The sequence below is a fragment of the Streptomyces sp. NBC_01431 genome (assembly GCF_036231355.1).
Classification (GTDB): domain Bacteria; phylum Actinomycetota; class Actinomycetes; order Streptomycetales; family Streptomycetaceae; genus Streptomyces.
On the sequence record NZ_CP109496.1, the window covers coordinates 5,565,099 to 5,587,380 of the forward strand.

The 22,282-nt window shown below is 70.1% G+C and carries 19 protein-coding genes; 9 read left to right on the forward strand and 10 right to left on the reverse strand.

All coding sequences use genetic code 11. The features are described 5' to 3' along the window. Nucleotides 1-118: 118 nt before the first annotated feature. Nucleotides 119-544, reverse strand: coding sequence for a hypothetical protein (locus OG522_RS25420; protein ID WP_329465308.1), 426 nt, complete (start codon nt 542-544; stop codon nt 119-121). 177 nt (nt 545-721) lie between these two features. On the opposite strand from OG522_RS25420, the gene OG522_RS25425 reads away from it, so the two are divergent. From OG522_RS25425 to OG522_RS25435, 3 genes are read left to right on the forward strand one after another with little or no spacing between them, the layout of a single operon-like run. Beyond that, entirely contained in the window at nt 722-1,969 is a 1,248-nt protein-coding gene (locus tag OG522_RS25425; protein WP_329465309.1) for a sensor histidine kinase, read from the forward strand. Continuing rightward, complete coding sequence (locus tag OG522_RS25430; RefSeq protein WP_329465310.1) at nt 1,957-2,613, forward strand: response regulator transcription factor; 657 nt, start codon at nt 1,957-1,959, stop codon at nt 2,611-2,613. Before OG522_RS25425 ends, OG522_RS25430 begins: the two co-directional genes overlap by 13 nt. Then, nucleotides 2,610-3,449, forward strand: coding sequence for a DUF4097 family beta strand repeat-containing protein (locus OG522_RS25435; RefSeq protein ID WP_329465311.1), 840 nt, complete (start codon nt 2,610-2,612; stop codon nt 3,447-3,449). The genes OG522_RS25430 and OG522_RS25435 overlap by 4 nt, the downstream gene beginning before the upstream one ends. A gap of 57 nt (nt 3,450-3,506) precedes the next feature. On the opposite strand, the gene OG522_RS25440 is transcribed toward OG522_RS25435, so the two are convergent. Next, on the reverse strand, nt 3,507-4,103 hold the full coding sequence (locus tag OG522_RS25440) for a TetR/AcrR family transcriptional regulator (protein WP_329465312.1): 597 nt from the start codon (nt 4,101-4,103) through the stop codon (nt 3,507-3,509). 92 nt (nt 4,104-4,195) lie between these two features. Then, entirely contained in the window at nt 4,196-5,200 is a 1,005-nt protein-coding gene (locus OG522_RS25445; protein ID WP_329465313.1) for an aldo/keto reductase, read from the reverse strand. A gap of 180 nt (nt 5,201-5,380) precedes the next feature. Between OG522_RS25445 and OG522_RS25450 the strand changes: the two genes are divergently transcribed. Next, the gene (locus tag OG522_RS25450; RefSeq protein WP_329465314.1) at nt 5,381-5,563 is read left to right on the forward strand and encodes a DUF6243 family protein; all 183 of its coding nucleotides are present in this window, start codon (nt 5,381-5,383) and stop codon (nt 5,561-5,563) included. 101 nt (nt 5,564-5,664) lie between these two features. Here OG522_RS25450 and OG522_RS25455 read toward each other — a convergent pair whose 3' ends face one another. Further along, nucleotides 5,665-7,041 (reverse strand): MFS transporter, encoded by a 1,377-nt coding sequence (locus OG522_RS25455; RefSeq protein WP_329465315.1) that lies wholly within the window; start codon nt 7,039-7,041, stop codon nt 5,665-5,667. A 183-nt stretch (nt 7,042-7,224) separates the two neighbouring features. Here OG522_RS25455 and OG522_RS25460 point away from each other — a divergent pair, with 183 nt between their 5' ends. Beyond that, nucleotides 7,225-8,100, forward strand: a complete 876-nt coding sequence (locus OG522_RS25460; protein ID WP_329465316.1) for an MmyB family transcriptional regulator — start codon at nt 7,225-7,227, stop codon at nt 8,098-8,100. Here the strand turns inward: OG522_RS25460 and OG522_RS25465 are convergent. After that, complete coding sequence (locus tag OG522_RS25465) at nt 8,073-9,533, reverse strand: MFS transporter (protein ID WP_329465317.1); 1,461 nt, start codon at nt 9,531-9,533, stop codon at nt 8,073-8,075. The genes OG522_RS25460 and OG522_RS25465 overlap by 28 nt on opposite strands. Before the next feature lie 125 nt (nt 9,534-9,658). Between OG522_RS25465 and dusB the strand changes: the two genes are divergently transcribed. From dusB to OG522_RS25480, 3 genes are all read left to right on the forward strand, one after another. After that, entirely contained in the window at nt 9,659-10,804 is a 1,146-nt protein-coding gene (dusB, locus tag OG522_RS25470) for a tRNA dihydrouridine synthase DusB (protein ID WP_382799415.1), read from the forward strand. A 411-nt stretch (nt 10,805-11,215) separates the two neighbouring features. Beyond that, nucleotides 11,216-13,939, forward strand: a complete 2,724-nt coding sequence (gene ppdK / locus OG522_RS25475; protein WP_329465318.1) for a pyruvate, phosphate dikinase — start codon at nt 11,216-11,218, stop codon at nt 13,937-13,939. Nucleotides 13,940-14,496: 557 nt separating this feature from the next. Continuing rightward, entirely contained in the window at nt 14,497-15,528 is a 1,032-nt protein-coding gene (locus tag OG522_RS25480) for an ArsR/SmtB family transcription factor (RefSeq protein WP_329465319.1), read from the forward strand. Here OG522_RS25480 and OG522_RS25485 read toward each other — a convergent pair. The 4 genes from OG522_RS25485 to OG522_RS25500 form a co-directional block, all read right to left on the reverse strand. Continuing rightward, nucleotides 15,486-16,352 (reverse strand): carbohydrate ABC transporter permease, encoded by an 867-nt coding sequence (locus tag OG522_RS25485; protein WP_329465320.1) that lies wholly within the window; start codon nt 16,350-16,352, stop codon nt 15,486-15,488. The two genes, OG522_RS25480 and OG522_RS25485, sit on opposite strands and share 43 nt — an antisense overlap. Further along, nucleotides 16,352-17,296: a carbohydrate ABC transporter permease gene (locus tag OG522_RS25490; RefSeq protein ID WP_329465321.1), complete on the reverse strand. Its 945-nt coding sequence runs from the start codon at nt 17,294-17,296 to the stop codon at nt 16,352-16,354. The genes OG522_RS25485 and OG522_RS25490 overlap by 1 nt, the downstream gene beginning before the upstream one ends. Nucleotides 17,297-17,301: 5 nt before the next feature. Beyond that, on the reverse strand, nt 17,302-18,555 hold the full coding sequence (locus tag OG522_RS25495; RefSeq protein ID WP_329465322.1) for an ABC transporter substrate-binding protein: 1,254 nt from the start codon (nt 18,553-18,555) through the stop codon (nt 17,302-17,304). A gap of 111 nt (nt 18,556-18,666) precedes the next feature. After that, nucleotides 18,667-20,565: an APC family permease gene (locus OG522_RS25500; protein WP_329465323.1), complete on the reverse strand. Its 1,899-nt coding sequence runs from the start codon at nt 20,563-20,565 to the stop codon at nt 18,667-18,669. A 281-nt stretch (nt 20,566-20,846) separates the two neighbouring features. Here OG522_RS25500 and OG522_RS25505 point away from each other — a divergent pair, with 281 nt between their 5' ends. Further along, complete coding sequence (locus OG522_RS25505; protein ID WP_329465324.1) at nt 20,847-21,251, forward strand: VOC family protein; 405 nt, start codon at nt 20,847-20,849, stop codon at nt 21,249-21,251. Between the two features lie 3 nt (nt 21,252-21,254). Here OG522_RS25505 and OG522_RS25510 read toward each other — a convergent pair whose 3' ends face one another. Then, entirely contained in the window at nt 21,255-22,178 is a 924-nt protein-coding gene (locus tag OG522_RS25510) for an oxidoreductase (protein ID WP_329465325.1), read from the reverse strand. Nucleotides 22,179-22,282: the final 104 nt, after the last annotated feature.

The following is a 22,282-nucleotide window of genomic DNA, read 5'->3' on the forward strand; positions in this document are numbered from 1 at the left end:
TCGTTCGTCTGCGGGCGGGTCGTGGCTGGTCGCGCAGTTGCCCGCGCCCCTTCTTGCGGCATCGCGAAGCCCCGGGTCCTTCAGGAGCCCGGGGCTTCTGCCGTGCCTGGTAAGGGAGTTACGGCTTGCGCAGGGCAACCGCCGCACAGAGCGCCGCCATCGGCAGCTCCGCCGCCAGCGCCAGGGTGAGGGCGGTGGCCAGCTCGCTGCCCGGGGCCGCCGTCGTCACGTCGAACCAGGCGTCCATCACCAGGAGCGCCGCCGTCGCCGCGGCGACCTGCGCGACCCGCGGGTCGTTCCTCCGCAGCAGCACACCCGTGCCGGTCAGGCCCACCGCGAGCAGCGCGTCCAGACCGATCCACGCCGTCGACCAGTTGGAGACCTCGGTGGTCTGCGGCATCGTCTTGGCGAGCACCACCATCCACGGCACCAGCGCCACCCCGGCACCGGTGAGGACCGTCGCGAGGCGCGGCCGGCGCCGCAGCACTCCCCAAGTGCCCGCGACGGTACGGGACGTACGGATCTGCGGGGCGACCAGAGTCATGGCGGCGGGCTCCTTCCGGCCCGGCGGTCCATCCGTCCGAGCACAGCAACAAGACTCGCCTCAACAGCGGCCGAGGTCAGTAACGCGGCTGTCCGAACCGGGGGTGGTGCTGGCTATACCCCCGGCCGGGCAGCAGGGTGATGGCAGCGCTCCGACCAGCCCAACTACGCTGTGCACATGGCAACTCCCGGGCCGCTGCGGCGCGCGTACCACTGGACCGCCGCGCACGCACCGTGGTCGGCGTGGGCCTGGCGCAACACCACCCTCGTGGTGGCCGCCGTACCCCTGTCGGTGCCCAGCGCGCTCGCTCTCGCCTACACGTTCTCCAACCCCAAGCACATCTTCAGGATGCTGGCCTTCGTGCTTGTGCTGTGCCCGCTGCTCACCGCGCTCCAGCGCAGCCGCTTCTGGTCGCTCACCGGCCATGACATCCCGCAGATCCAGTGGGCCGAACGCTGGTACCGCTGGCGCGGGTTGGTCGCGAGACTGCGCGCCGAGTCGACCTGGCGGCAGTACGGCTACCACCTGGTGATCTCCCCGCTCGCCGCGGTCGGCGGCGCCCTGGTCGTGCTCGGCTGGGTCGCCGGGGCCGTCCTGGCCCTCTTCTACTCCTGGGTGTGGGCGCTGCCCGAGGAGTACCGGCCCATGGGCTGGACCAAGGCCTTCGACGTGATGACGGTGTGCGGCGTCCTGCTGCTGATCGCCATGCCCTGGTTCGCGGCCCTCGTCGCGGGGCTTGACGCCCGCGCCGCCACCGTCCTGCTCGGCCCCAACCGGGCCAAGGAACTGGAACGCCGGGTCGAGGACCTCGCCGAGAGCCGGGCCGACATCCTGGACGCCGCCGACCTGGAGCGGCGCCGCATCGAGCGGGACCTGCACGACGGCGCCCAGCAGCGCCTGGTCTCCCTCGCCATGAACCTCGGCATCGCCCGCGCCACCCTCACCGATCTGCCGCCCGAAGCACGGGCCGTCATCGACGAGGCGCACCGCGAGGCGAAGGAAGCCATCGAGGAACTCAGCAACCTGGTACGCGGGCTGCACCCGGCCGTCCTGGAGGACCGCGGCCTTGACGCCGCGATCTCCGGCATCGCGGCCCGCGCCCCCTTCCCCGTCGAACTCACGGTGGCGCTGGCCCAACGGCCCTCGCCCACCGTCGAGGCCGTCGCCTACTTCGTCGTCTCCGAAACCCTCGCCAACGTCGCCAAGCACGCCCGTGCGACGCGCTGTTCCGTCCAGGTCCGCCGCCGCGCCGAACTCCTGACGATCACCGTCAGCGACAACGGGGTGGGCGGCGCCGACCCGGCGGCCGGCACCGGACTGCTCGGTCTGCGCAAGCGCGTAGGGTCGGTCGACGGAACCATCAGGATCAACAGCCCCCTCGGGGGCCCGACCGTCATCACTGTGGAGCTGCCGTGCGGGCTGTGATCGCCGAGGATTCGGTGCTGTTGCGGATAGGACTCGTCAAGGTCCTGGAAATGGCCGGGTTCGAGGTCGCCGCCGAGGCCGGGGACGCCGAGAGCCTGCTCACGGCCGTCGAGGAACACCGGCCCACACTGGCGCTCGTCGACGTCCGGATGCCGCCGGGCTTCACGGACGAGGGCGTCCGCGCCGCCCTGATGATTCGTCAGCAATGGCCGGGGACCGCGGTGTTGCTGCTCTCGCAGTACGTCGAGGAGCGGTACGCGGCGGATCTGCTCGCCACCCAGACCGGCGGCATCGGCTACCTGCTGAAGCAACGGGTCGCCGACGTCGAGGAGTTCGTGGACGCCCTCAAGCGCGTCGCGGCCGGCGGCACCGCGCTGGACCCGCAGGTCGTCGCCCAGCTGCTGCTTCGCCGCGGCGGCGGTCCCGACCCGCTGGAACGCCTCACCCCGCGCGAACGCGAAGTCCTCGCGTTGATGGCCGAAGGCCGCTCCAACGCCGGGATCGCCGCCGAACTCGTCGTCAGCGAGAGCGCGGTGGCCAAGCACATCAACAACATCTTCGCCAAGCTGGACCTGCCGGTCGCCGACGGCGACCACCGCCGGGTCCTCGCCGTCCTGCGCTTCCTGGACGGCGGACCGTCGTGACCGCGACCGAGCAGCGCGGGGCGGCCGGGCCGAGGGGGACCGCCGAGCGCCCCCGCCACCGCGCGGCCTGGACCATCACGGCGATCTTCGCCGCGTTGTTCGTCGTGGCGCCCTTCGGGGGCTCGGTCCTGGCCGACGCCCTCAGCCGGACCGAAGAGTACGAGAGTCCCGGCAACCACGTGCGCCATCCGGTCTCCGCCGTCGAGGTGGACGCCGGGTCCGCCCAGATCACCGTCACCCCCGGCGCAGACAACGAGGTGGCGATGGGTGGTCGGCTCACCTGGTCGATGAAGCGCCCCAAGGTCGAGCGGCAGTGGGACGGCGACACCCTCAAGGTGCACACCCGGTGCAACGGTTTCGTGGACACCTACCTCCAGAACTGCTCGATCGAGCTCAACCTGACCGTCCCCGCCGGGGTCCGCCTGAAGGTGGTCGGCGGCTCCGGCGAGATCAAGGTCCGCGACCTGGCCGGACCGGTCGACATCAAGGGCGGCTCCGGCCGCATCAAGGTGCGCGGACTCAAGGGCACGGTCAAGGCCTCGGTCGGCTCCGGTGAACTCGAAGCCGCTCAACTCGCCTCATCCGAAGCCGACTTGAGGGCGGGATCCGGTACCGTCGACGCCGACTTCACCGTTCCGCCGCACCGCGTGAAGGCCTTGGCCGGATCGGGCGCCGTCTCGCTCACCGTGCCGGGGCCAACCCGCTACCGGGTCGAGGGGGGATCGGGATCGGGGGGTCGCAGCATCCAGCAGGAACTGACCGACGACAACTCGGACCGGGTCCTCGACGTCAGCAGCGGCTCCGGATCGGTGACGGTCGGCTACCCGGGCTGGTGACCCGGGGGCCGGCTGGGCGGGGCAAGAGGGGCGGGTCCGTGACATCGTGCGGGGCGCTCACCTCTTCAACCCCCGCAACAGCAGATCCACCACCGCCCCGAACTCCTCCCCGATGGACGGGCGCGACCACTCCGCCGCGTACACCGGGTCGTGGAAGCGGCCGGTGGCGTCGAACACGGCCCGCGCCGAGACGGCGGGCGACTCGTACGGGATGGTGAACTCGCCCCGGGAGACGCCGAGTTGGATGATCTCGCGGAGCTGGTCCACCAGCTCCGCGATGTGCTCCTCCACGACCCGGCTGTTCTCCCGCAGCAATACCTCGTACGTCTGGAACAGCTCCGGATCGTCGCCCGCCTTGTGCAGCTTGGCCTGGAACAGCTCGCTCAGCCACAGGTGCAGCACATCGGCCGACGCCAGGTCCTCGCGGGTCGCGATGGCGCGCAGCAGGTCCGTCGAACGGTTCAGCCACCGCTCGGTCACCGCCTCGCGCAGCGCGGCCTTCGTACGGAAGTGGCGGTAGACACTGCCGTGGCTCACGCCGAGCTGGCGCGCGACGTCGACGACCGTGGCCTTCGCCGGTCCGTGGCGGCGCAGCACCTCCTCGGTCGCGACCAGGATGCGCTCGGCGGTCAGTGGTTCCGTACTCATGGCCATGACGTTACCTGCCCCTCAGGACGGCCGGCCGGGCCCGTGGACAACTGTCCGGCCAGGCAGAACGAGGCCGTAAGCGGCCCATGCCCGTGGGCTCAGTGCTCGCTGTCCAGGTGGGCCATCTGGGCCGCGGGGTAGCGGTCGCCCGCGGCCGCGCCGGCCGGCACCGCGGCCTCGATCGCAGCGAGGTCGTCGGCGCTGAGGTCCACGTCCAGCGCGCCGAGCGCCTCGGTCAGCCGGTCCCGGCGGCGCGCGCCGACCAGCGGCACGATGTCCTCACCGCGCGAGAGCACCCAGGCGATGGCGATCTGCGCGACCGAGACGCCCTTCTGCTCGGCGATCTTCCGCAGCGCCTCGACCAGACCGAGGTTGTGCCGGAGGTTCTCGCCCTGGAAGCGCGGGCTCATGCCGCGGAAGTCGCCCGCGGCCAGCTGCCGGTCCGGCGAGAAGTGCCCGCTGATGAGACCGCGCGAGAGGACCCCGTACGCGGTGACACCGATGCCGAGCTCGCGGGCGGTCGGCAGGATCTCGTCCTCGATGCCGCGCGAGATCAGCGAGTACTCGATCTGGAGGTCCGAGATCGGGGTCACCGCGGCGGCCCGGCGCAGGGTGGCCGCGCCGACCTCGGAGAGCCCGACGTGGCGTACGTGGCCGGCTTCGACCAGCTCGGCGATGGCGCCGACGGTCTCCTCGATCGGCACGTTCTCGTCGACCCGGGCGATCCGGTAGACGTCGATGTGGTCGACGCCGAGGCGCTGGAGGGAGTACGCGGCGAAGTTCTTGACCGCGGCCGGCCGGCCGTCGTACCCGGACCAGCCGCCCTCCGGGTCGCGCAGGGCACCGAACTTGACGCTGGTCAGCGCCCGCTCGCGGGCCGCGGCGGGGGCGCTGCGCAGCGCTTCGCCGATCAGCATCTCGTTGTGGCCCATCGCGTAGAAGTCGCCGGTGTCGAGAAGTGTGACGCCGGCGTCGAGCGCGGCATGGATCGTGGCGATGGACTCGCCGCGGTCCGCCGTTCCGTACAGCGCGGACATGCCCATGCAGCCGAGTCCGAGTGCGGAGGTGCGGGGGCCGGTGGTGCCGAGGGTGCGGGTTCGCATGAGGGCTCCTTGGAGTGGGGTGTGACTCCATCACCATGACATGACAGATGACAGATTTCAATATCTGTCATCTGTTAATTGTCATCTGTCTCGGTGTCATGGTGTCGGGCATGACGTCGGCCTCGTCGGCACCGGGAAAATTGGTACGAGCACCCTCCTTTCTCCGGGTACCGTCGCCCCATGGCTAAGAGGAACAACCTGCTCGGTGTCGGTGGACAGCGAAAGAAGGTGTCTCGCAACGGAGACCAGGGCTCGGTCCAGGGGAGCGCGGTCGACCGGAAGGCGGCCGTGGACAAGAAGGAGGAGCTGCTGCGCAAGATGCGCGAGCGCGCCAACCCCACGGCGGAGTCGAGCGAGAGCTGATCCGAAGACGGCGAAGGGCCCGGACCGTGCCACTGGCACCTGGTCCGGGCCCTTCGCCGTACCGCTCACCCTCCCCGGGCGGGGCGCCGAAGCGCGGGCTCTCACCGCATGACACGCGGCAGCCGCAGGCTCAGCAGAGCCGTCAGCGCGATCATGCCGAGCTGCACGAGGAGCGTGATGACGAGCGCGTCGCGCATGCCCATCGTTGGTGCGAGGGCCAGGAAGAGACTGCCGAGGGTGGCGACGCCGAGGGCGAGCGCCGACTGCTGGGTGGTGACCACCACTCCGCTGCCCACCCCGGCCCGGTCGGCCGGTACGTCGGAGAGCATCAGCCGGATGAGGACCGGCAGTTGGAGACCCTGGCCCAGTCCGGCGATGGCGACGCCGGGGGCGAGTTCGGTGATCGTCAGGCCCGACCAGTCGCGCCACACCGTGAGCGCGATGAGGGCCACGCCCACCGCCTGGAGCACCCCGCCCGCCGTCACGATCCGGGTGCCGAACCGGCCGATGAGCCGGGGCCCGGCGAGCGAGGCGGCGAAGAAGGCGAGCGCCATCGGCACCAGGGCGAGACCGGCGGCCACCGGCCCCATCCGCAGGCCCTGCTGCAACACCACGGCGATCACGAACATGAAGCCGCTGAAGCCGATCGAGAACGGCAGCACCAGGACCAGACCGCGCCGCAGCGAATGCAGTTCGAGCAGGCTCGGCGGCACCAGCGGAGTCTGCCCGCGCCGGTCCGCACCCCGCTCCACCATGAAGAATGCGACAGCCGCGAAGGGGAACACGGCAAGCGAGACCCAGGTCCACAGCGGCCAGCCCGCCGCCCGCCCCTCGGTCAGCGGAAGCAGCAGCGAGACGAGGGAGACCGCGAGGAGCAGCGTGCCGGGCACGTCGATGCCGGCCGGGCGTTCCGAGCGGGTCTCCGGAACCGTACGGGCCGTGAGGAACAGGCCGAGGACGGCGACCGGCACGTTCACCAGGAACACCGAGCGCCAGCCGGAGCCGGCCACATCGGCCGCGACCAGTACGCCGCCGAGTATCTGGCCGGCCACCATGGACAGGCCCGCGGTCGCCCCGTACAGGCTCATCGCCCTGGCCCGGCGCGGGCCCTGGGTGGTGGCCTGGATGGTGGCGAGCACCTGCGGCATCATCAGTGCGGCCGCGGCACCCTGTGCCACCCGCGCCCCGACCAGCGTCCAGGCGGTGGGCGCGAGGCCGCAGGCGAGTGAGGTGAGGCCGAAGGCCGCCATCCCGATCAGGAACAGCCGGCGCCGGCCCGCCATGTCGCCGAGGCGTCCGCCGAGCACGAGCAGGACGGCGTAGGCGACGCCGTATCCGGCCACGACCAGCTCCAGCATGGCCGGGCCCGCCGCGAGGTCGCTGTCCATCGAGGGCAGCGCGACATTGACGATGAAGAAGTCGATCAGCGGGAGTGCCGCGCCGAGCAGTACCGTGAACAGCCCGAGCGGGCCGATCACTGCCCCATGTTGGGTGACAGGGACCGAAGTTGTGGAAGGGTGGGAGATCGTCCGTACCGTTGTTTCACTCACGGGTAAGACGATCCTCCACTGCTCAGCCTGGTACCAGAGTCTCCTTATCCTGGTAGAACCACTACCTGGCAACCGGCTGACAACCCCTCGCCGGTGGGGCACCCTGAAGTCATGACCACTGTGGCCCCGGCGAGCGATGTCCGCCGCCATGAGCTGGCGGAATTCCTGCGCAGCCGACGCGAACGCATCACCCCCGAGCAGGTCGGCCTCCCACGCGGCAGGCGCCGGCGCACCCCGGGCCTGCGCCGCGAGGAGGTCGCCCAGCTCTCCGCCGTCGGTGTCACCTGGTACACCTGGCTGGAGCAGGCCCGCGACATCCAGGTTTCTCCGCAGGTCCTGGACGCGCTGGCGCGCGCCCTGCTGCTCGACTCCAGCGAGCGCAGCCACCTCTTCGCGCTGGCGGGCGCGCTCGACCCGGCGCCGAACACGGCCTGCCCGAGCGTGACCCCGGCGCTGCGCGCGATGCTCGACCAGCTGGGGCCGATTCCGGCCTGCGTCCAGAACAGCCGGTACGACATCCTCGCGTACAACAAGACCTACGGGCGGCTGCTCTGCGATCTCGACGCGCTGCCGCCCGAGGACCGCAACTGCCTGTGGCTGGCCTTCACCAACGACGACTGGCGGGGCTCGGTCGTCGACGTCGCCGAGACGAACCGGGTGATGGCCGCCAAGTTCCGCGCCTCGATGGCCGAGCACCTCGCCGAGCCGGCCTGGAAGGCGCTGCTGGCCCGGCTTGAGAACGCCTCGCCGGAGTTCCGCGAGATCTGGGCCCGGCACGAGGTGGTCGGCCAGAGCGGCAAGCTGAAGTACCTGCGCAACACGCACGTCGGCCTGCTGTACGTGGAGCACAGCAATCTGTGGCTCGGCCCGTCGGCGGGTCCGCGCCTTGTGACCTACGTGCCGGTGGACGAGGAGAGCCGCCAACGCCTGGAAGAACTCCAGGAGTTGGCGGAATCCGGTCAGGCGTTGGCGTCCGCGGGGGTCTGAGCGACCGGGGCCCGATGACGTTCGGCGGCGCGCAGCGCCGAGGCGCGCGCCCACCGCCCGCTGGTCGCGAGGCCCACGCACAGCACGCTCAGACCGCAGCCCGTGATGATCCACCAGGCGGGCCGGGCCGCCCCGGCGAAGGCGTCGGCGTACCCGCCGGACGCGACGCCCGCCATGCCGCCCGCGAGCACCGCGCCGATCACCGCGACCCCCAGGGTCTGGCCGATCTGGCGGCTGGTGGAGGCGACCGCGGCGGCCACGCCGGCCTGGGAGCGGGGCATTCCGGAGACGGCGGTGTTGGTGATGGGCGCGTTCACCATGCCGAAGCCGAGGCCGAACAGGACGTACCCGGTGAACAGCAGAGCCGTGGTGCGCTGCGCGTCGAAGGCCGCGAACAGCACCCCGCTGGTGGCCATCGCGATCCCCGCGATCAGCAGGGAAAGACGCGGCCCCCGGCTGCCGACCAGACGCCCCGACAGCGGCGCGCAGACGAAGGTGAGCGCGGCCATCGGCAGCATGTAGAGCCCGGCGTTCAGCGCGCTCAGGCCGCGGGCGTTTTGGAGGTACAGGGTGTTGAGGAAGAGGAACCCGCTGAGCGCGGCGAACGCCGACACCGCTATGACGGTGGCGCCGCTGAACGGGGCGCTGCGGAAGAAGCGCAGGTCGATGAGGGGTTCGGTGCGCCGGGGCTCGTACAGCAGGAGCCCCGCGAGCGCGGCCAGCGCGATCACGACGAAGACCACGATCTGCGGCGAGTCCCATCCGGAGCCGGGCGCCTCGATGATCGCGTACGTCAGTGAGCCGAGCAGTGCGATGACCAGGAGCTGGCCGACCGGGTCCGGGCGGCGCTGCTTGGGCGCGCGCGACTCGGGGATGTAGCGCCAGGTCAGGAAGAGGGCGAGCAGGCCGACCGGCAGGTTGAGCCAGAAGATCGAGCGCCAGCCGACCGACTCGACCAGGACGCCGCCGACGATCGGGCCCGCGGCCATCGATATGCCGACGACACCGCCCCAGACGCCGATGGCGCGGGCGCGCTCGCGGGGGTCGGTGAAGGTGTTGGTGATGATCGACATGGCCACCGGGTTGAGCATCGAGCCACCGACCGCCTGCACCATCCGGAAGGCCACCAGGGAGTCCAGATTGGGGGCCAGCGAGCAGAGTACGGAGCCGATGGTGAACAGGACGAGGCCCGCCTTGAAGACCCTGCGCCGGCCGATCCGGTCGGCGGTGGAGCCCGACAGCATCAGGAGCGAGGCGAGGACGAGGGTGTACGCGTCGATCGTCCACTGCATGCCGGAGACGCCGGCGTGCAGTTCCTTCTGCATGGAGGGGAGGGCAACGTTGAGGACGGTGTTGTCGAGGCTGACGATCAGCAGGCTCATGCAGCAGATCGCCAGGATGAGCATCCGTCGGCGGTGGGTCGGCTCGGGCATGGCTTCGATAGTACGCCTAACTAATGAACAGCTGTCGATGCGGCCCTGGTGGTGACGATCCCGGTATCCGCGGCACCGGTCTTCGCGCGCCCGTTGTCCACAGCCCCCGAGGGGGCACTGTCGGCATGCGCGACAATGAACAGATGACCACGCTCTCCATCGGCCCGTACACCGTGCAGCCGCCCGTGGTGCTCGCACCCATGGCCGGCATCACCAACGCTCCGTTCCGCACCCTGTGCCGCGAGTTCAGCGGCGGCAAGGGACTGTTCGTCAGCGAGATGATCACGACGCGGGCGCTGGTCGAGCGCAACGAGAAGACCATGCAGCTCATCCACTTCGACAAGACCGAGACCCCGCGCTCGATCCAGCTCTACGGTGTGGACCCGGTCACCGTCGGCAAGGCCGTCCGCATGATCGTGGACGAGGACCTGGCCGACCACATCGACCTCAACTTCGGTTGCCCGGTGCCCAAGGTGACCCGCAAGGGCGGCGGCTCGGCCCTGCCCTACAAGCGGCCGCTGCTGCGCGCGATCCTGCACGAGGCGGTGTCGGGCGCCGGGGACCTGCCGGTCACCATGAAGATGCGCAAAGGCATCGACGACGACCACATCACCTTCCTGGACGCCGGCCGGATCGCCGTCGAGGAGGGCGTCACGGCGATCGCCCTGCACGGGCGCACCGCCGCCCAGCACTACGGCGGCACCGCCGACTGGGACGCCATCGCGCGCCTCAAGGAGCACGTCCCGGAGATCCCGGTGCTCGGCAACGGCGACATCTGGTCCGCCGAGGACGCGCTGCGCATGGTCAAGGAGACCGGTTGCGACGGCGTGGTGGTCGGCCGTGGCTGCCTGGGGCGGCCCTGGCTGTTCGGCGACCTGGTGGCCGCGTTCGAGGGCGCGGATTCGTTCGCGCGGCCCACGCTGCGCACGGTGTCCGAGGTGATGCTGCGGCACGCGACGCTGCTCGGCGAGTGGATCGGCGACGAGACCCGCGGTGTGATCGACTTCCGCAAGCACGTGGCCTGGTACCTCAAGGGGTTCTCGGTCGGCTCGCAGCTGCGCAAGAGCCTGGCGATCACCTCGTCCCTGGACGAGCTGGGCGCTCAGTTGAGCGAGCTGGATCTGGAGCAGCCGTGGCCCGACGGCGCGGACGGCCCGCGCGGCAGAACGTCCGGAAACAACCGGGTCGTCCTGCCCGACGGCTGGCTGAAGGACCCCTATGACTGCTCCGGGATCAGCATGGAAGCCGAGCTCGACACCTCGGGCGGCTGATCCGGGACCGGTCCGGACCTGTCCACGCGGCCGTCCGAAGGCTGGAATTCCGCTGGATTGACCGCGTGATTCTCGCCACCCCTGATAGGGGTTGCGCTCAGATGAGCACTTTACGCGTGGTTGCACCTCTGAAAGGGGTGGCACTCAGTGCCACCCCTTCTGTGTTCAAGTAGTGAACTCATATGTCGAGAGAGATGCTCAGGTGAGCGGGATATGGGGCTTCCTTTGTCTTTTCCCTTCAAGTGGTGAAGGGATGGTCCGGGCCTTCGTTACGCGCCAGTCACTTTCGATCTGGTGGCGGACGGGTGGTTAAGCCCCCGTGACGCGCAAGTGGACGTACCCAGACACCTTCGATCTGGGTATGTTCCTCGCCGTCAGGGCAGCCACCGCGGATTCGAGGAGTCGAGACCCGTGTCGGAAGACAAAGACCTCCAGCACACCCAGAAGTTCGTCTACGACTTCACCGAGGGGAACAGGGACCTCAAGGACCTTCTCGGCGGGAAGGGCGCGAACCTCGCCGAGATGACCAACCTCGGTCTCCCGGTGCCGCCCGGGTTCACGATCACCACCGAGGCGTGCAAGGTCTACCTCGACAGCGGTGACGAGCCCGCCGAGCTGCGCGACGAGGTGAGTGCACACCTCGACGCCCTCCAGCAGACGATGGGCAAGAAACTCGGTCAGGCCGACGACCCGCTCCTGGTCTCCGTCCGCTCCGGCGCCAAGTTCTCGATGCCCGGCATGATGGACACCGTCCTCAACATCGGGCTCTCCGACGCCTCCGTGACGGGCCTCGCCCAGCAGGCCGGCGACGAGCGCTTCGCCTGGGACTCCTACCGCCGCCTCATCCAGATGTTCGGCAAGACCGTGCTCGGCGTGGACGGCGACCTCTTCGAGGAGGCCCTCGACGAGGCCAAGGCCGCCAAGAAGGTCACCGTCGACACCGACCTCGACGCGGGCGACCTGAAGAAGCTGGTCAAGCAGTTCAAGAAGATCGTCAAGGCCGAGGCCGGGCGAGACTTCCCGCAGGACCCGCGCGAGCAGATGGACCTCGCGATCCGCTCGGTCTTCGAGTCGTGGAACACCGACCGCGCCAAGCTCTACCGCCGCCAGGAGCGCATCCCGGGCGACCTGGGGACCGCGGTCAACATTTGCTCGATGGTCTTCGGCAACCTCGGCCCGGACTCCGGCACCGGCGTCGCGTTCACCCGCGACCCCGCCTCCGGCCACCAGGGCGTGTACGGCGACTACCTCCAGAACGCGCAGGGCGAGGACGTGGTCGCGGGCATCCGCAACACCGTGCCGCTCGCCGAGCTGGAGTCGATCGACAAGAAGTCGTACGACCAGCTCATGCAGATCATGGAGACCCTGGAGACGCACTACAAGGATCTCTGCGACATCGAGTTCACCATCGAGCGCGGCCAGCTGTGGATGCTCCAGACCCGCGTCGGCAAGCGCACCGCCGGGGCCGCGTTCCGGATCGCCACACAGCTCGTGGACCAGGGCCTGATCGACGAGGCCGAGGCGCTCCAGCGCGTCAACGGCGCCCAGCTCGCCCAGCTGATGTTCCCGCGCTTCGACGGCGCGGCCAAGAGCGACCTCATCGGCCGGGGCATCGCGGCCTCGCCCGGCGCGGCCGTCGGCAAGGCGGTCTTCGACTCGTACACCGCCGTGAAGTGGTCGCGCTCCGGCGAGAAGGTCATCCTGATCCGCCGCGAGACCAACCCCGACGACCTGGACGGCATGATCGCCTCCGAGGGGATCCTGACCTCGCGCGGCGGCAAGACCTCGCACGCCGCCGTCGTCGCCCGCGGCATGGGCAAGACCTGTGTCTGCGGCGCCGAGGAGCTGGAGGTCGACACCAAGCGCCGCCGCATGACCACCCAGGCGGGCACCGTCATCGAAGAGGGCGACGTCGTCTCCATCGACGGCTCCACCGGCAAGGTCTACCTCGGTGAGGTCCCGGTCGTGCCGTCACCCGTGGTCGAGTACTTCGAGGGCCGCATGCACGCGGGTGCCGACGACGCCGACGAGCTGGTCGCCGCCGTGCACCGGATCATGGCGTACGCCGACCGAGTACGCCGCCTGCGCGTACGGGCCAACGCCGACAACGCCGAAGACGCCCTGCGCGCGCGGCGGTTCGGCGCCCAGGGCATCGGCCTGTGCCGCACCGAGCACATGTTCCTCGGCGAGCGGCGCGAGATGGTCGAGCGGCTCATCCTCGCCGACACCGAGGACGAGCGCGAAGAGGCACTCAGTGCCCTGCTCCCGCTCCAGAAGAAGGACTTCGTCGAGCTGTTCGAGGCGATGGACGGGCTCCCGGTCACCGTCCGCCTCCTCGACCCGCCGCTGCACGAGTTCCTGCCCGACATCACCGAGCTGTCGGTCCGCGTCGCGCTCGCCGAGTCCCGCAAGGACGCCAACGAGAACGACCTGCGCCTGCTCCAGGCCGTGCACAAGTTGCACGAGCAGAACCCGATGCTCGGTCTGCGCGGCGTACGCCTCGGCCTCGTCATCCCGGGTCTGTTCGCCATGCAGGTGCGGGCGATCGCCGAGGCGGCCGCCGAGCGCAAGAACGCCAAGGGCGACCCGCGCGCCGAGATCATGATCCCGCTGGTCGGCACCGTCCAGGAGCTGGAGATCGTCCGCGAGGAGGCCGACCAGGTCATCGCCGAGGTCGAGGCCGCCACCGGCACCGAGCTCAAGCTGACCATCGGCACCATGATCGAGCTGCCCCGTGCCGCTCTGACGGCCGGTCAGATCGCCGAGGCCGCCCAGTTCTTCAGCTTCGGCACCAACGACCTCACGCAGACGGTCTGGGGCTTCTCCCGCGACGACGTGGAGGCCAGCTTCTTCACCGCGTACCTGGAGAAGGGCATCTTCGGGGTCTCGCCGTTCGAGACCATCGACAAGGACGGCGTCGGCTCGCTCGTGCGCTCCGCCGTGCAGGCCGGCCGCGCGACCCGCCCCGACCTGAAGCTCGGCGTCTGCGGCGAGCACGGCGGCGACCCCGAGTCGGTGCACTTCTTCCACGAGGTGGGCCTGGACTACGTGTCCTGCTCGCCGTTCCGCATCCCCGTCGCCCGCCTCGAAGCGGGCCGGGCGGCCGCGGAATCCAAGGGCAGCGACTCCCGCTGAGACCCCGGAGCCGCCGCCGGGTCCCCGACCCTCAACACCGATCCGGCGGCGGCTTCGGAACACCAAGAAGGGGCGGCACCCTGTGCGGGGGTGCCGCCCCTTTTGCTGTCCCGCCGCGCCCTCCGGAAGGCGGTAAGCGTTCGCCGACTGCGAGGGCTGTACGCGCCGCAGGTGTGCGAGCGCTTAATTCCTGTTGAATGGCGGACATTTAACGGGGTAGTGGCCGGAAATGCAGAGTGCGGTTCACGGATCCCCACCCGTGAACCGCACTCTGTCAACCGCGTCGAGCACGGAGCCGCCACCTACGCCCACCGCCGCCAGAGCCTGTGAAGCCCCCCACGGTCTTCGCAGAATCTTTCCGGTTGGCTCGGTGTCGTGCCCGACGAGGTACAGCTTTCCTTCCCCGGGGGCCCGTCCGCGAGGCCTTTCAACTGTGGCTGAAAGGCCCGTGGTCACGGGCAGTGACGGGAGGCATACTCAGTCGAGTCGGGCGGGGGATCAATTGCGGCTGCAACACAAGGCAACAAGTTGCAACACACTGGACAGGTGGGGTTTCCGTGCTGCGCATTCATTTCACCGGCGAAGATCTGGCCCGGCTCCGTATGGCGCCGGGTCCTGACACGCTGTGGGAAACGATTCTCAGCTTTCATCGCTTAAGGGACCGGCGGGGTGCCTCGGTATTCGGCGAATGGCGACAGGAAACTCGGGCCCGGTTGAGCGGGGAAACGCGATTGCTCTCCGCAATCGTTCCGTGTCGGGGGTATTTCCCAGACTTCCTTACGCCGCCGCGGGGTCCGCATTCCCTGGAATCCGGTCTGGAGCGAATCCGGGAGACCGAACCCGAACGGCTGAACGAGGAACTCTCCCGGCTGCCCGGCGGCCGTCCGGCCACCGGCTGGGGGGCCGCGCTCGCCGAGGGGGCGAACGGTCAACTCGGACGCCTCGCCGATGTGTTGGGCGCCTACCACCAGGCGGCAGTCTCCCCGTACTGGGCGCACATACAGACCCGCGTCGACGCCGACCGGGCGGCCCGCGGCCGGGCGCTGCTGGACGGCGGTGCGGGCGAACTCCTCGCCTCGTTGCCGCCGATGCTGCGCTGGCGCGACCCCGTCCTGGAGGCCGACTATCCGGTGGACCGCGAACTGCACCTGGACGGACGGGGGTTGCTGCTCCAGCCGTCGTTCTTCTGCCGCCGCACCCCGGTCGCCCTCCAGGACCCGAAGCTGCCGCCGGTGCTCGTCTACCCGGTGACGCACACCCAGGCCCCGTACGAGTCCCCGCCGGGCCCCGAACGCGCGTCCTCGCTCGGCCGACTGGTCGGTCACACCCGCTCCAGCGTGCTCCAGTCCATCGGGAACGGCTGCACCACCAGTGAACTCGCCCGCAGGGCAGGCGTGTCGCTCGCCTCCGCCAGCCAGCACGCCGGCGTCCTGCGCGACGCCGGCCTCCTGGTCACGCTGCGGCACGGCAACTCCGTATTGCATACGCTGACCCCGCTCGGCTCCGCGCTGCTGTGCGGGGGGCCGCCACGCGGGCCGCAGCGCCGTCAGTCGTCGATCCCCGAGCGCTCCACGCCGGCCACGATGTAGCGCTGGAGCAGCAGGAAGACCAGGACCAGCGGGACGATCGAGACGGCCGCCGCGACGAACAGCTCGTGCAGGTGGACCACTTGGGCGGTGGTGAAGGTGGAGAGGGCGACCTGCACCGTCCAGGAGTCCCGGTCCTGGCCGATGACCAGCGGCCACAGAAAGGAATTCCAGGCACCGATGAACACAATGGTCCCTACGGCCGCGAAGACCGGACGCGCATTGGGCACGACGATCCTCCAGTAGGTACGCCAATAGCCGAGTCCGTCGACGCGGGCCGCATCCTCAAGCTCTTGTGGAAATCCCGTGAAGTACTGGCGGAGGACGAAGCACGCGAAGCCGGAGAACAGGGTGGGGACGATCAGGCCGCGCAAGCTCGACACCCACCCGAGGGAGGAAACGAGAACGAAACTTGGTACGAACGTGACCGCCGCGGGAACCATCAGCGTCCCGATCACCGCGTAGAAGACCTGGTTGGCGAAGCGGTAGGGGATGCGGGCGAGACCGTACCCGGCGAGCGAGGCGAACAGCAGGGTGCCGACGGTCGTGGCGACGGCGATCAGCGCCGAGTTGAGCAGCGAGCGGGCCATCGGGACCGCCGGGTCGTCGAAGAGCTCGCGCACGTTCGACCAGTGCAGGGTGGCGGGGAAGAACGTCCACTCCGGCGAGGTGATGTCCTGCTCGGCGGCCAGGCCGTTGCGGACCAGGAGGTAGAAGGGGACCAGGAACAGCAGGGCGAGGGCGACGAGGATCACCCGGCGCAGGGCCCGCCCCGCGCGTACCAGGGCGTCCTCGGGCCCGGAACCGGTCCGGCTCGGGGTGGTCATCAGTCGGCCTCCTTCCTGCCCAGGCCGAACCAGCGGGCCTGAAACACCGTTACCACCGCGATGATCAGCGCGAGGATCACCGCGCCCGCGCTGCCCATCCCGAGGTTCTGCCCCTGACCGAGCGCGGTGTAGTAGAGGTAGACCAGCGGCGGGCGGGCGTAGGGCGGATAGCCGCGGGCGTCCGAGAGCAGGTTGTAGAACTCGTCGAAGGCCTGGAAGGCGTTGATGACCAGCAGCAGCACCACCGCGATCGAGGTGGTGCGCAGCTGCGGGAAGGTGATGTGGCGGAACACCTGCCAGCCGGGCCGTGCGCCGTCGACGGCGGCCGCCTCGTACAGGCGGGGGCTGATCCGCTGGAGCCCGGCGAGGAACAGGATCATGTAGAACCCGGCCTGGAGCCACAGGCGTACGGTCACGATGACCAGCCAGTACCAGGGCGGATGGGTCGTGGAGAGCCAGGCCGTCTGGTCGGCGCCGAACCAGCCGAGCACGGTGTTCGCGAGCCCGAACCGCACCCCGCTGAAGATCGACAGCTTCCAGATCAGCGCGGCCACCACGTACGAGCAGGCGGCGGGCAGGAAGAACACCGAGCGGAAGAAGGCCTGGAAGCGGCGGGTCCGGTTCACCATCAGCGCGAGACCGAGCGCGAGCGCGTACGTCGCGGGCACGATGAACAGCGAGAACACCGCGAAGGTGGCCAGGCTGGAGGTGAAGGCGCCGTCGCGCAGCATCGCCGTGTAGTTGCCGAAGCCCACGAAGTCGGTCGGCGAGACCGTGTTGTGGGCGTCGAAGAAGCTGAGGTAGACGCTCCACAGCAGGGGGACGTAGGTGAACAGGGCGAGGCCGGCGGCGAAGGGACCGACGAAGATCCAGAACCAGAGGGTGGTGTCCGAAACGCGTCGTGGCCGGCGGGCCGTCGGCCGCCGCGTCGTGGGTCGTCGCATCGCCGTCAGCGCTTCTTCACCCGCTGGAGTTCGTCGTTGGTCCTGCGGACCACGGACTTCAGCTCGTTGTCAGGGCTGGCGCCGTCCTTGATGATCCGGCTCAGCGCGTCCTGGTACGCGGTCTGGAGCGTCGGCGTCCACAGCAGCGGCTGCGCGTAGCCGTGCTCCGTCGCGTACGTCACCACATCGGCCGCCGCGCCCTCGCGCAACTTGGCCGCCTTCTTGGCGAGCGAGAGCCGGGCCGGGATGTGGAAGCCGTAGGAGAGCGCGAAGTCCTCCTGGAAATCGGTCCGTTCCACCCACAGCCACTTCAGATAGGCCTTCGCCTCGGCCTGGTGCTTCGAGCGCGTCGACACGGCCGCCGCGTACGCGCCGACCGGGACCGAGGGCTTCGCGTTCGGACCGTCCTTCGGGAAGGGCAGCACACCGAAGTCGGCGCCCAGCGCCTTCTGTACGGTGGGCAGCGCCCACAGCCCCGACCACTGCATCGCCGTGAGCCCCTGGATGAACGCCGACGGGTCCGACCAGTCGGCGGGCGCACCCAGCAGCAGCGACTTGTCGGCGTACAGCCGGTGCAGCTTGCCGAGGGTGCGGGCGGCCGAGGGATCGTCGAAGCCCGCCCGGCCGTCGTCGGTGACCAGGCTCAGCCCGGCGGCGTACAGCGGCGTACCGCCGAGGACGCCGGCCCCGCCGTCGTTGCCGAGGAAGAGCCCCTTGACCTTGTCGCGCGTCAACGCCTTGGCCGCGTCCACGAGTTCGTCGAGCGTGCCGGGCGGCTGGACGCCCGCGGCGGCCAGGAGGCTCTTTCGGTAGTAGAGGAACTGCGTGTCGATGACCTGCGGGATGCCCCAGATCTTCCCGCCGTACGTCTTCGGCGCGAGCACCGCCGGATTGAAGTCGTCCTTCACCCCGTCGAACAGGGCGGTGAGATCGGCGACCTGGCCGCCCTGGATCTGGTCCAGGGTCGGCCCGTTGACCTCGAAGGCGTCCGGGCCCGCGTCGGTGAGCAGCGCGGCCGCGGTCTGCTGGTCGTAATTGCCGGGCCGCCACTGAACGTTGACCTTGGCCTTGTCGTACGCGGCCGCGTACCGGCGCACCGCGGCCTCGGTTCCGGTCTCGCCGTACTGGTGGTACCAGTGGTCGAGCGTGATCTTCCCGTCCGCTGAACTACCGTTGTTCCGGCCGGTGTTGGAACCGCATGCGGTAAGCAGGCCGAGTGCGGCCCCGGTGCCGAGCAGTGTCCGACGGCTGATCGTCATGGCGTACGCCCCCTGTTCGTCATCCCGCTGTACGGCTCAACGATCAACCATGCGGCGTGATTACGACAGTGATATTGCGGCGTTGTGTCAACCCGCCGGATCGGCCGGTTTTCAGGCCTCGCGACGGGTGGCGGGCGGGCCGAGCCGGAAGCGCAGCCGGCAGATCACCGCGTCGGTGTCCTTGCGGACGGCGTGGGCGAGGACGGCGCCGCGCTGGTTCTGGAGCACCCGCTGCCAGATGTGCGCGGGCTCCACCTCCGGTATCAGTACGGTGACGCGGGTGCGCGGATGGTAGGTGTGGACGCGGCCCACGTACTCGGCGACCGGGCGGCCCAGGCTGCGGTGCTGGGAGGTCAGCTCGACCAGCTCGACGCCCGGGTTCCACAGCTCCCAGTCGCGCCGCAGTGCCTGCGTGGCGCGCCGGTCGTCCTCGTCGGGGTGGCTGACGGTCACGGCCCGCACCTCGTCGCCCAGGGAGACGGCGGCGTTCAGCGCTTCGCAGGTCAGCCGGGACAGTCCGGCAAGGCCTGAAGGGCCCGGCAGGTGGCCCCCCGAGACCGGCACGATCACCAACGACCGGTCGCGGCGCGGGGGTTCGGGCACCCGGTCGAGCCCGAGCCGCTCACCGATGCGCCCGTACGCCCGGTGGACGGCCTCGAAGACGAGAACGAGCAGGGGCAGCGCGATGACCAGCAGCCAGGCGCCGTCGGTGAACTTGGTGGCGGTGACCACGACCGCCGCGATGCCGGTGAGCAGGGCACCGAAGCCGTTGAGCAGAGCCTTCCAGCGCCAACCGGGGGAGTCCTCGCCGCGCCAGTGGATCACCATGCCGGTCTGGCAGATGGTGAAGCCGACGAAGACGCCGATCGCGAACAGCGGGACCAGGGTGTTGGTGTCGCCGCCAGAGAAGACCAGCAGGGCCGCGGAGGCGGCGGCAAGGGCGAGCACCCCGTGCCGGTGCACCTGGCGGTCAGCCTTGAGGCCGAAGACGTGCGGCAGGTAGTTGTCGCGGGCGAGCAGCGACATGAGGACGGGCAGCCCGCCGAAGGAGGTGTTCGCGGCCAGCGCGAGCAGGACGACGGTGGCGAACTGCACCACGTAGAAAGCCCAGTTGTGACCCAGTGACGCGTCCGCGAGCTGGGCGAGCACGGTGACGCCCTCGACCGGCTGGAGGTGGAAGCGGCCGATGAGCACGGACAGGCCGATCAGCATCACCGCGAGCAGCGCGCCCAGCGCCACCTCGGTGCGCTGGGCTCGCTTGGCCGCCGGGGCGCGGAAGGCCGGCACCGCGTTGGCGACGGCCTCCACGCCGGTCAGCGCGGAACACCCGGACGCGAAGGCCTTGAGCAGCAGCAGTGCGCCGACGCCGGTGGCGTTCTGGGCGAGCACGGAGGCGTGCCCGTCGGCGGTGTACGTGGAGAGGGGGGCCGACCGGAACAGACCGACGACGACGATCGCGAGGATCGAGGCGATGAAAACGGCGGTCGGAATGATGAAGGCCTTCGCCGAGTCCACGATGCCGCGCAGGTTGACGGTCGTGACCAGGACCAGCACACCGAGGCAGATGAGCAGCCGGTCGCCGTAGAGCCCGGGGAAGGCGGAGGTCAGCGCGGCCACCCCGGCCGTCACGGACACGGCCACGTTCAGTACGTAGTCGAGGATCAGCGAGGCGGCGGCGACCAGGCCGGCGCGGGCGCCCAGATGGCGGCGGGCCACTGCGTAGGAGCCGCCACCGTTGGGGAAGGCCGCGATCACCTGCCGGTAGGAGGCGACGAGAACCGCGAGCAGGGCGGCGATGGCGAGCGTCACGGGAAGGGTGAAGCCGAGCCCGTGGGCACCGGCCGTGGCGAGCACCAGGACGACAGCCTCCGGCCCGTACGCCACGGAGGCCATCGCGTCCAGGGAGAGCGCGGCAAGGCCCTGGGTGGCGGTGAGCCGGTGCCGCTCGGCCGCTCCGGGAGGTTCTTCGGGGGCCGCGTCGCTGACGGCGGCCTTCGACGTGGTGAGCATGGGCCCCAGCGTGCGATGGCCCGCTACTCCGTCCGGCTCCCCTTGGCGCCCTCTTGTCGCAGGCAGGCCGCATCCATACGGCATCTTGACGAGGGCGCTCCCGCGGCGGCGAAACGTACCGCCGGAACGTCCCACCGGGGCGCACCCTCCCCCCTCACGCGAGCAGGAGGCGGGGTGGGGAAACGCCGCCGAAAAAAGATCCGGCGCGGCGATGAGTCTTCGCGCGGCCCGTCGTCTACCCCTCGTAAGCGACACCACGCACACCCACGAGGGAGCCCGACATGCCCACCATGATCTTCGTCAATCTGCCGGTGAAGGACCTGGACCGCTCCAAGGACTTCTTCGGCAAGCTGGGCTACTCGTTCAACCCCCAGTTCACCGACGAGAACGCCGGCTGCCTGGTCATCAGCGACACCATCTACGCCATGCTGCTGACCGAGCCCTTCTTCAACAACTTCACCAAGCGGCAGATCGCCGACACCGCGACGACCGTCGAGTCGATCGTCTGCCTCACCGCGGACAGCCGCGAGGACGTCGACCGCCTCGTCGACACCGCCCTGGCCGCGGGCGGCTCGCCCGCCGGGGACACCATGGAGCAGGGGCCGATGTACGGCCGCTCCTTCCTGGACCCGGACGGCCACCACTGGGAGGTCATGTACATGGACCCGGCGGCGGTCAACGCCTGAGCCTCAGGGCGCCTCGTACCGCACGCCGGTGAGCTCCTCGGAAGCCGTCCACAGGCGTTCACCGGCGACGTCGTTCAGCGTCCACGTGGCCCGCCAGGACCTGGCGGGCGCGCCGCGCCACATCATCAGGGACGGGCCCGTGAACGAGTCGGGCCGCACCCCCGCAGCGGTCGCCGCGTACAGCGTGGGCAGCGCCCCGGCCTCGGCGGGCTGGGCCACGAGTCGGTTGCCGAACTCGACGATCCGCTCGGCACGGCGGCGGCCCTCCATGCGTACGCCCCGGGTCTGGAGGTTGGTCGCGGCGTAGCCGGGGTGCGCGGCCGCCGCGACGATGTCCGATCCCTCGGCCGCCAGCCGCCGCGCCAGCTCGTGAACGAAGAGCAGGTTGGCGGTCTTGGACCGGGCGTAGGCGATCCAACGCCGGTAGTGGCGCTCGCTGTTGAGGTCACGGAGATCGATGTTGGCCAGTGCGTGCATCCCGCTGGACACGCTGATCACCCGCGCCGCCCCGGCCGCCCGCAGCCGGGGGAGCAGCAGCCCGGTCAGTGCGAAGTGCCCGAGGTGGTTGACGCCGAACTGCGTCTCGAACCCGTCGGCGGTGTGGCCGTACGGGAGTGCCATCACTCCCGCGTTGTTCACGAGCAGGTCGAGCCGCTCGTACGGGAAGGTGCTCGCGAACTCGCGTACGGAGCCGAGGTCGGCCAGGTCGAGCCGCCTGAACTCGGCCTCGGCGCCGGGGACGCCACCTCTGATGTGGGCCTCGGCTTCCTTGCCGCGCTCCTCGCTGCGACAGGCGAGCACCACCCGCGCGCCGCGGCGGGCCAGTTCCCGCGCCGCGACCAGACCGATGCCGCTGTTCGCCCCGGTGACGACGGCCGTGCGGCCGCTCTGGTCCGGGATGTCCTGAGCACTCCAACCCTGCGCCATACCCCCACCGTACCGCCCGGTATGCCAGGTGTGCGTGGTGTGGTGCGACAAGTGTGTCTCAGGCGGCCCGGCCGAGCGGCTGGGCCGCCTCCACGCGGACCGCT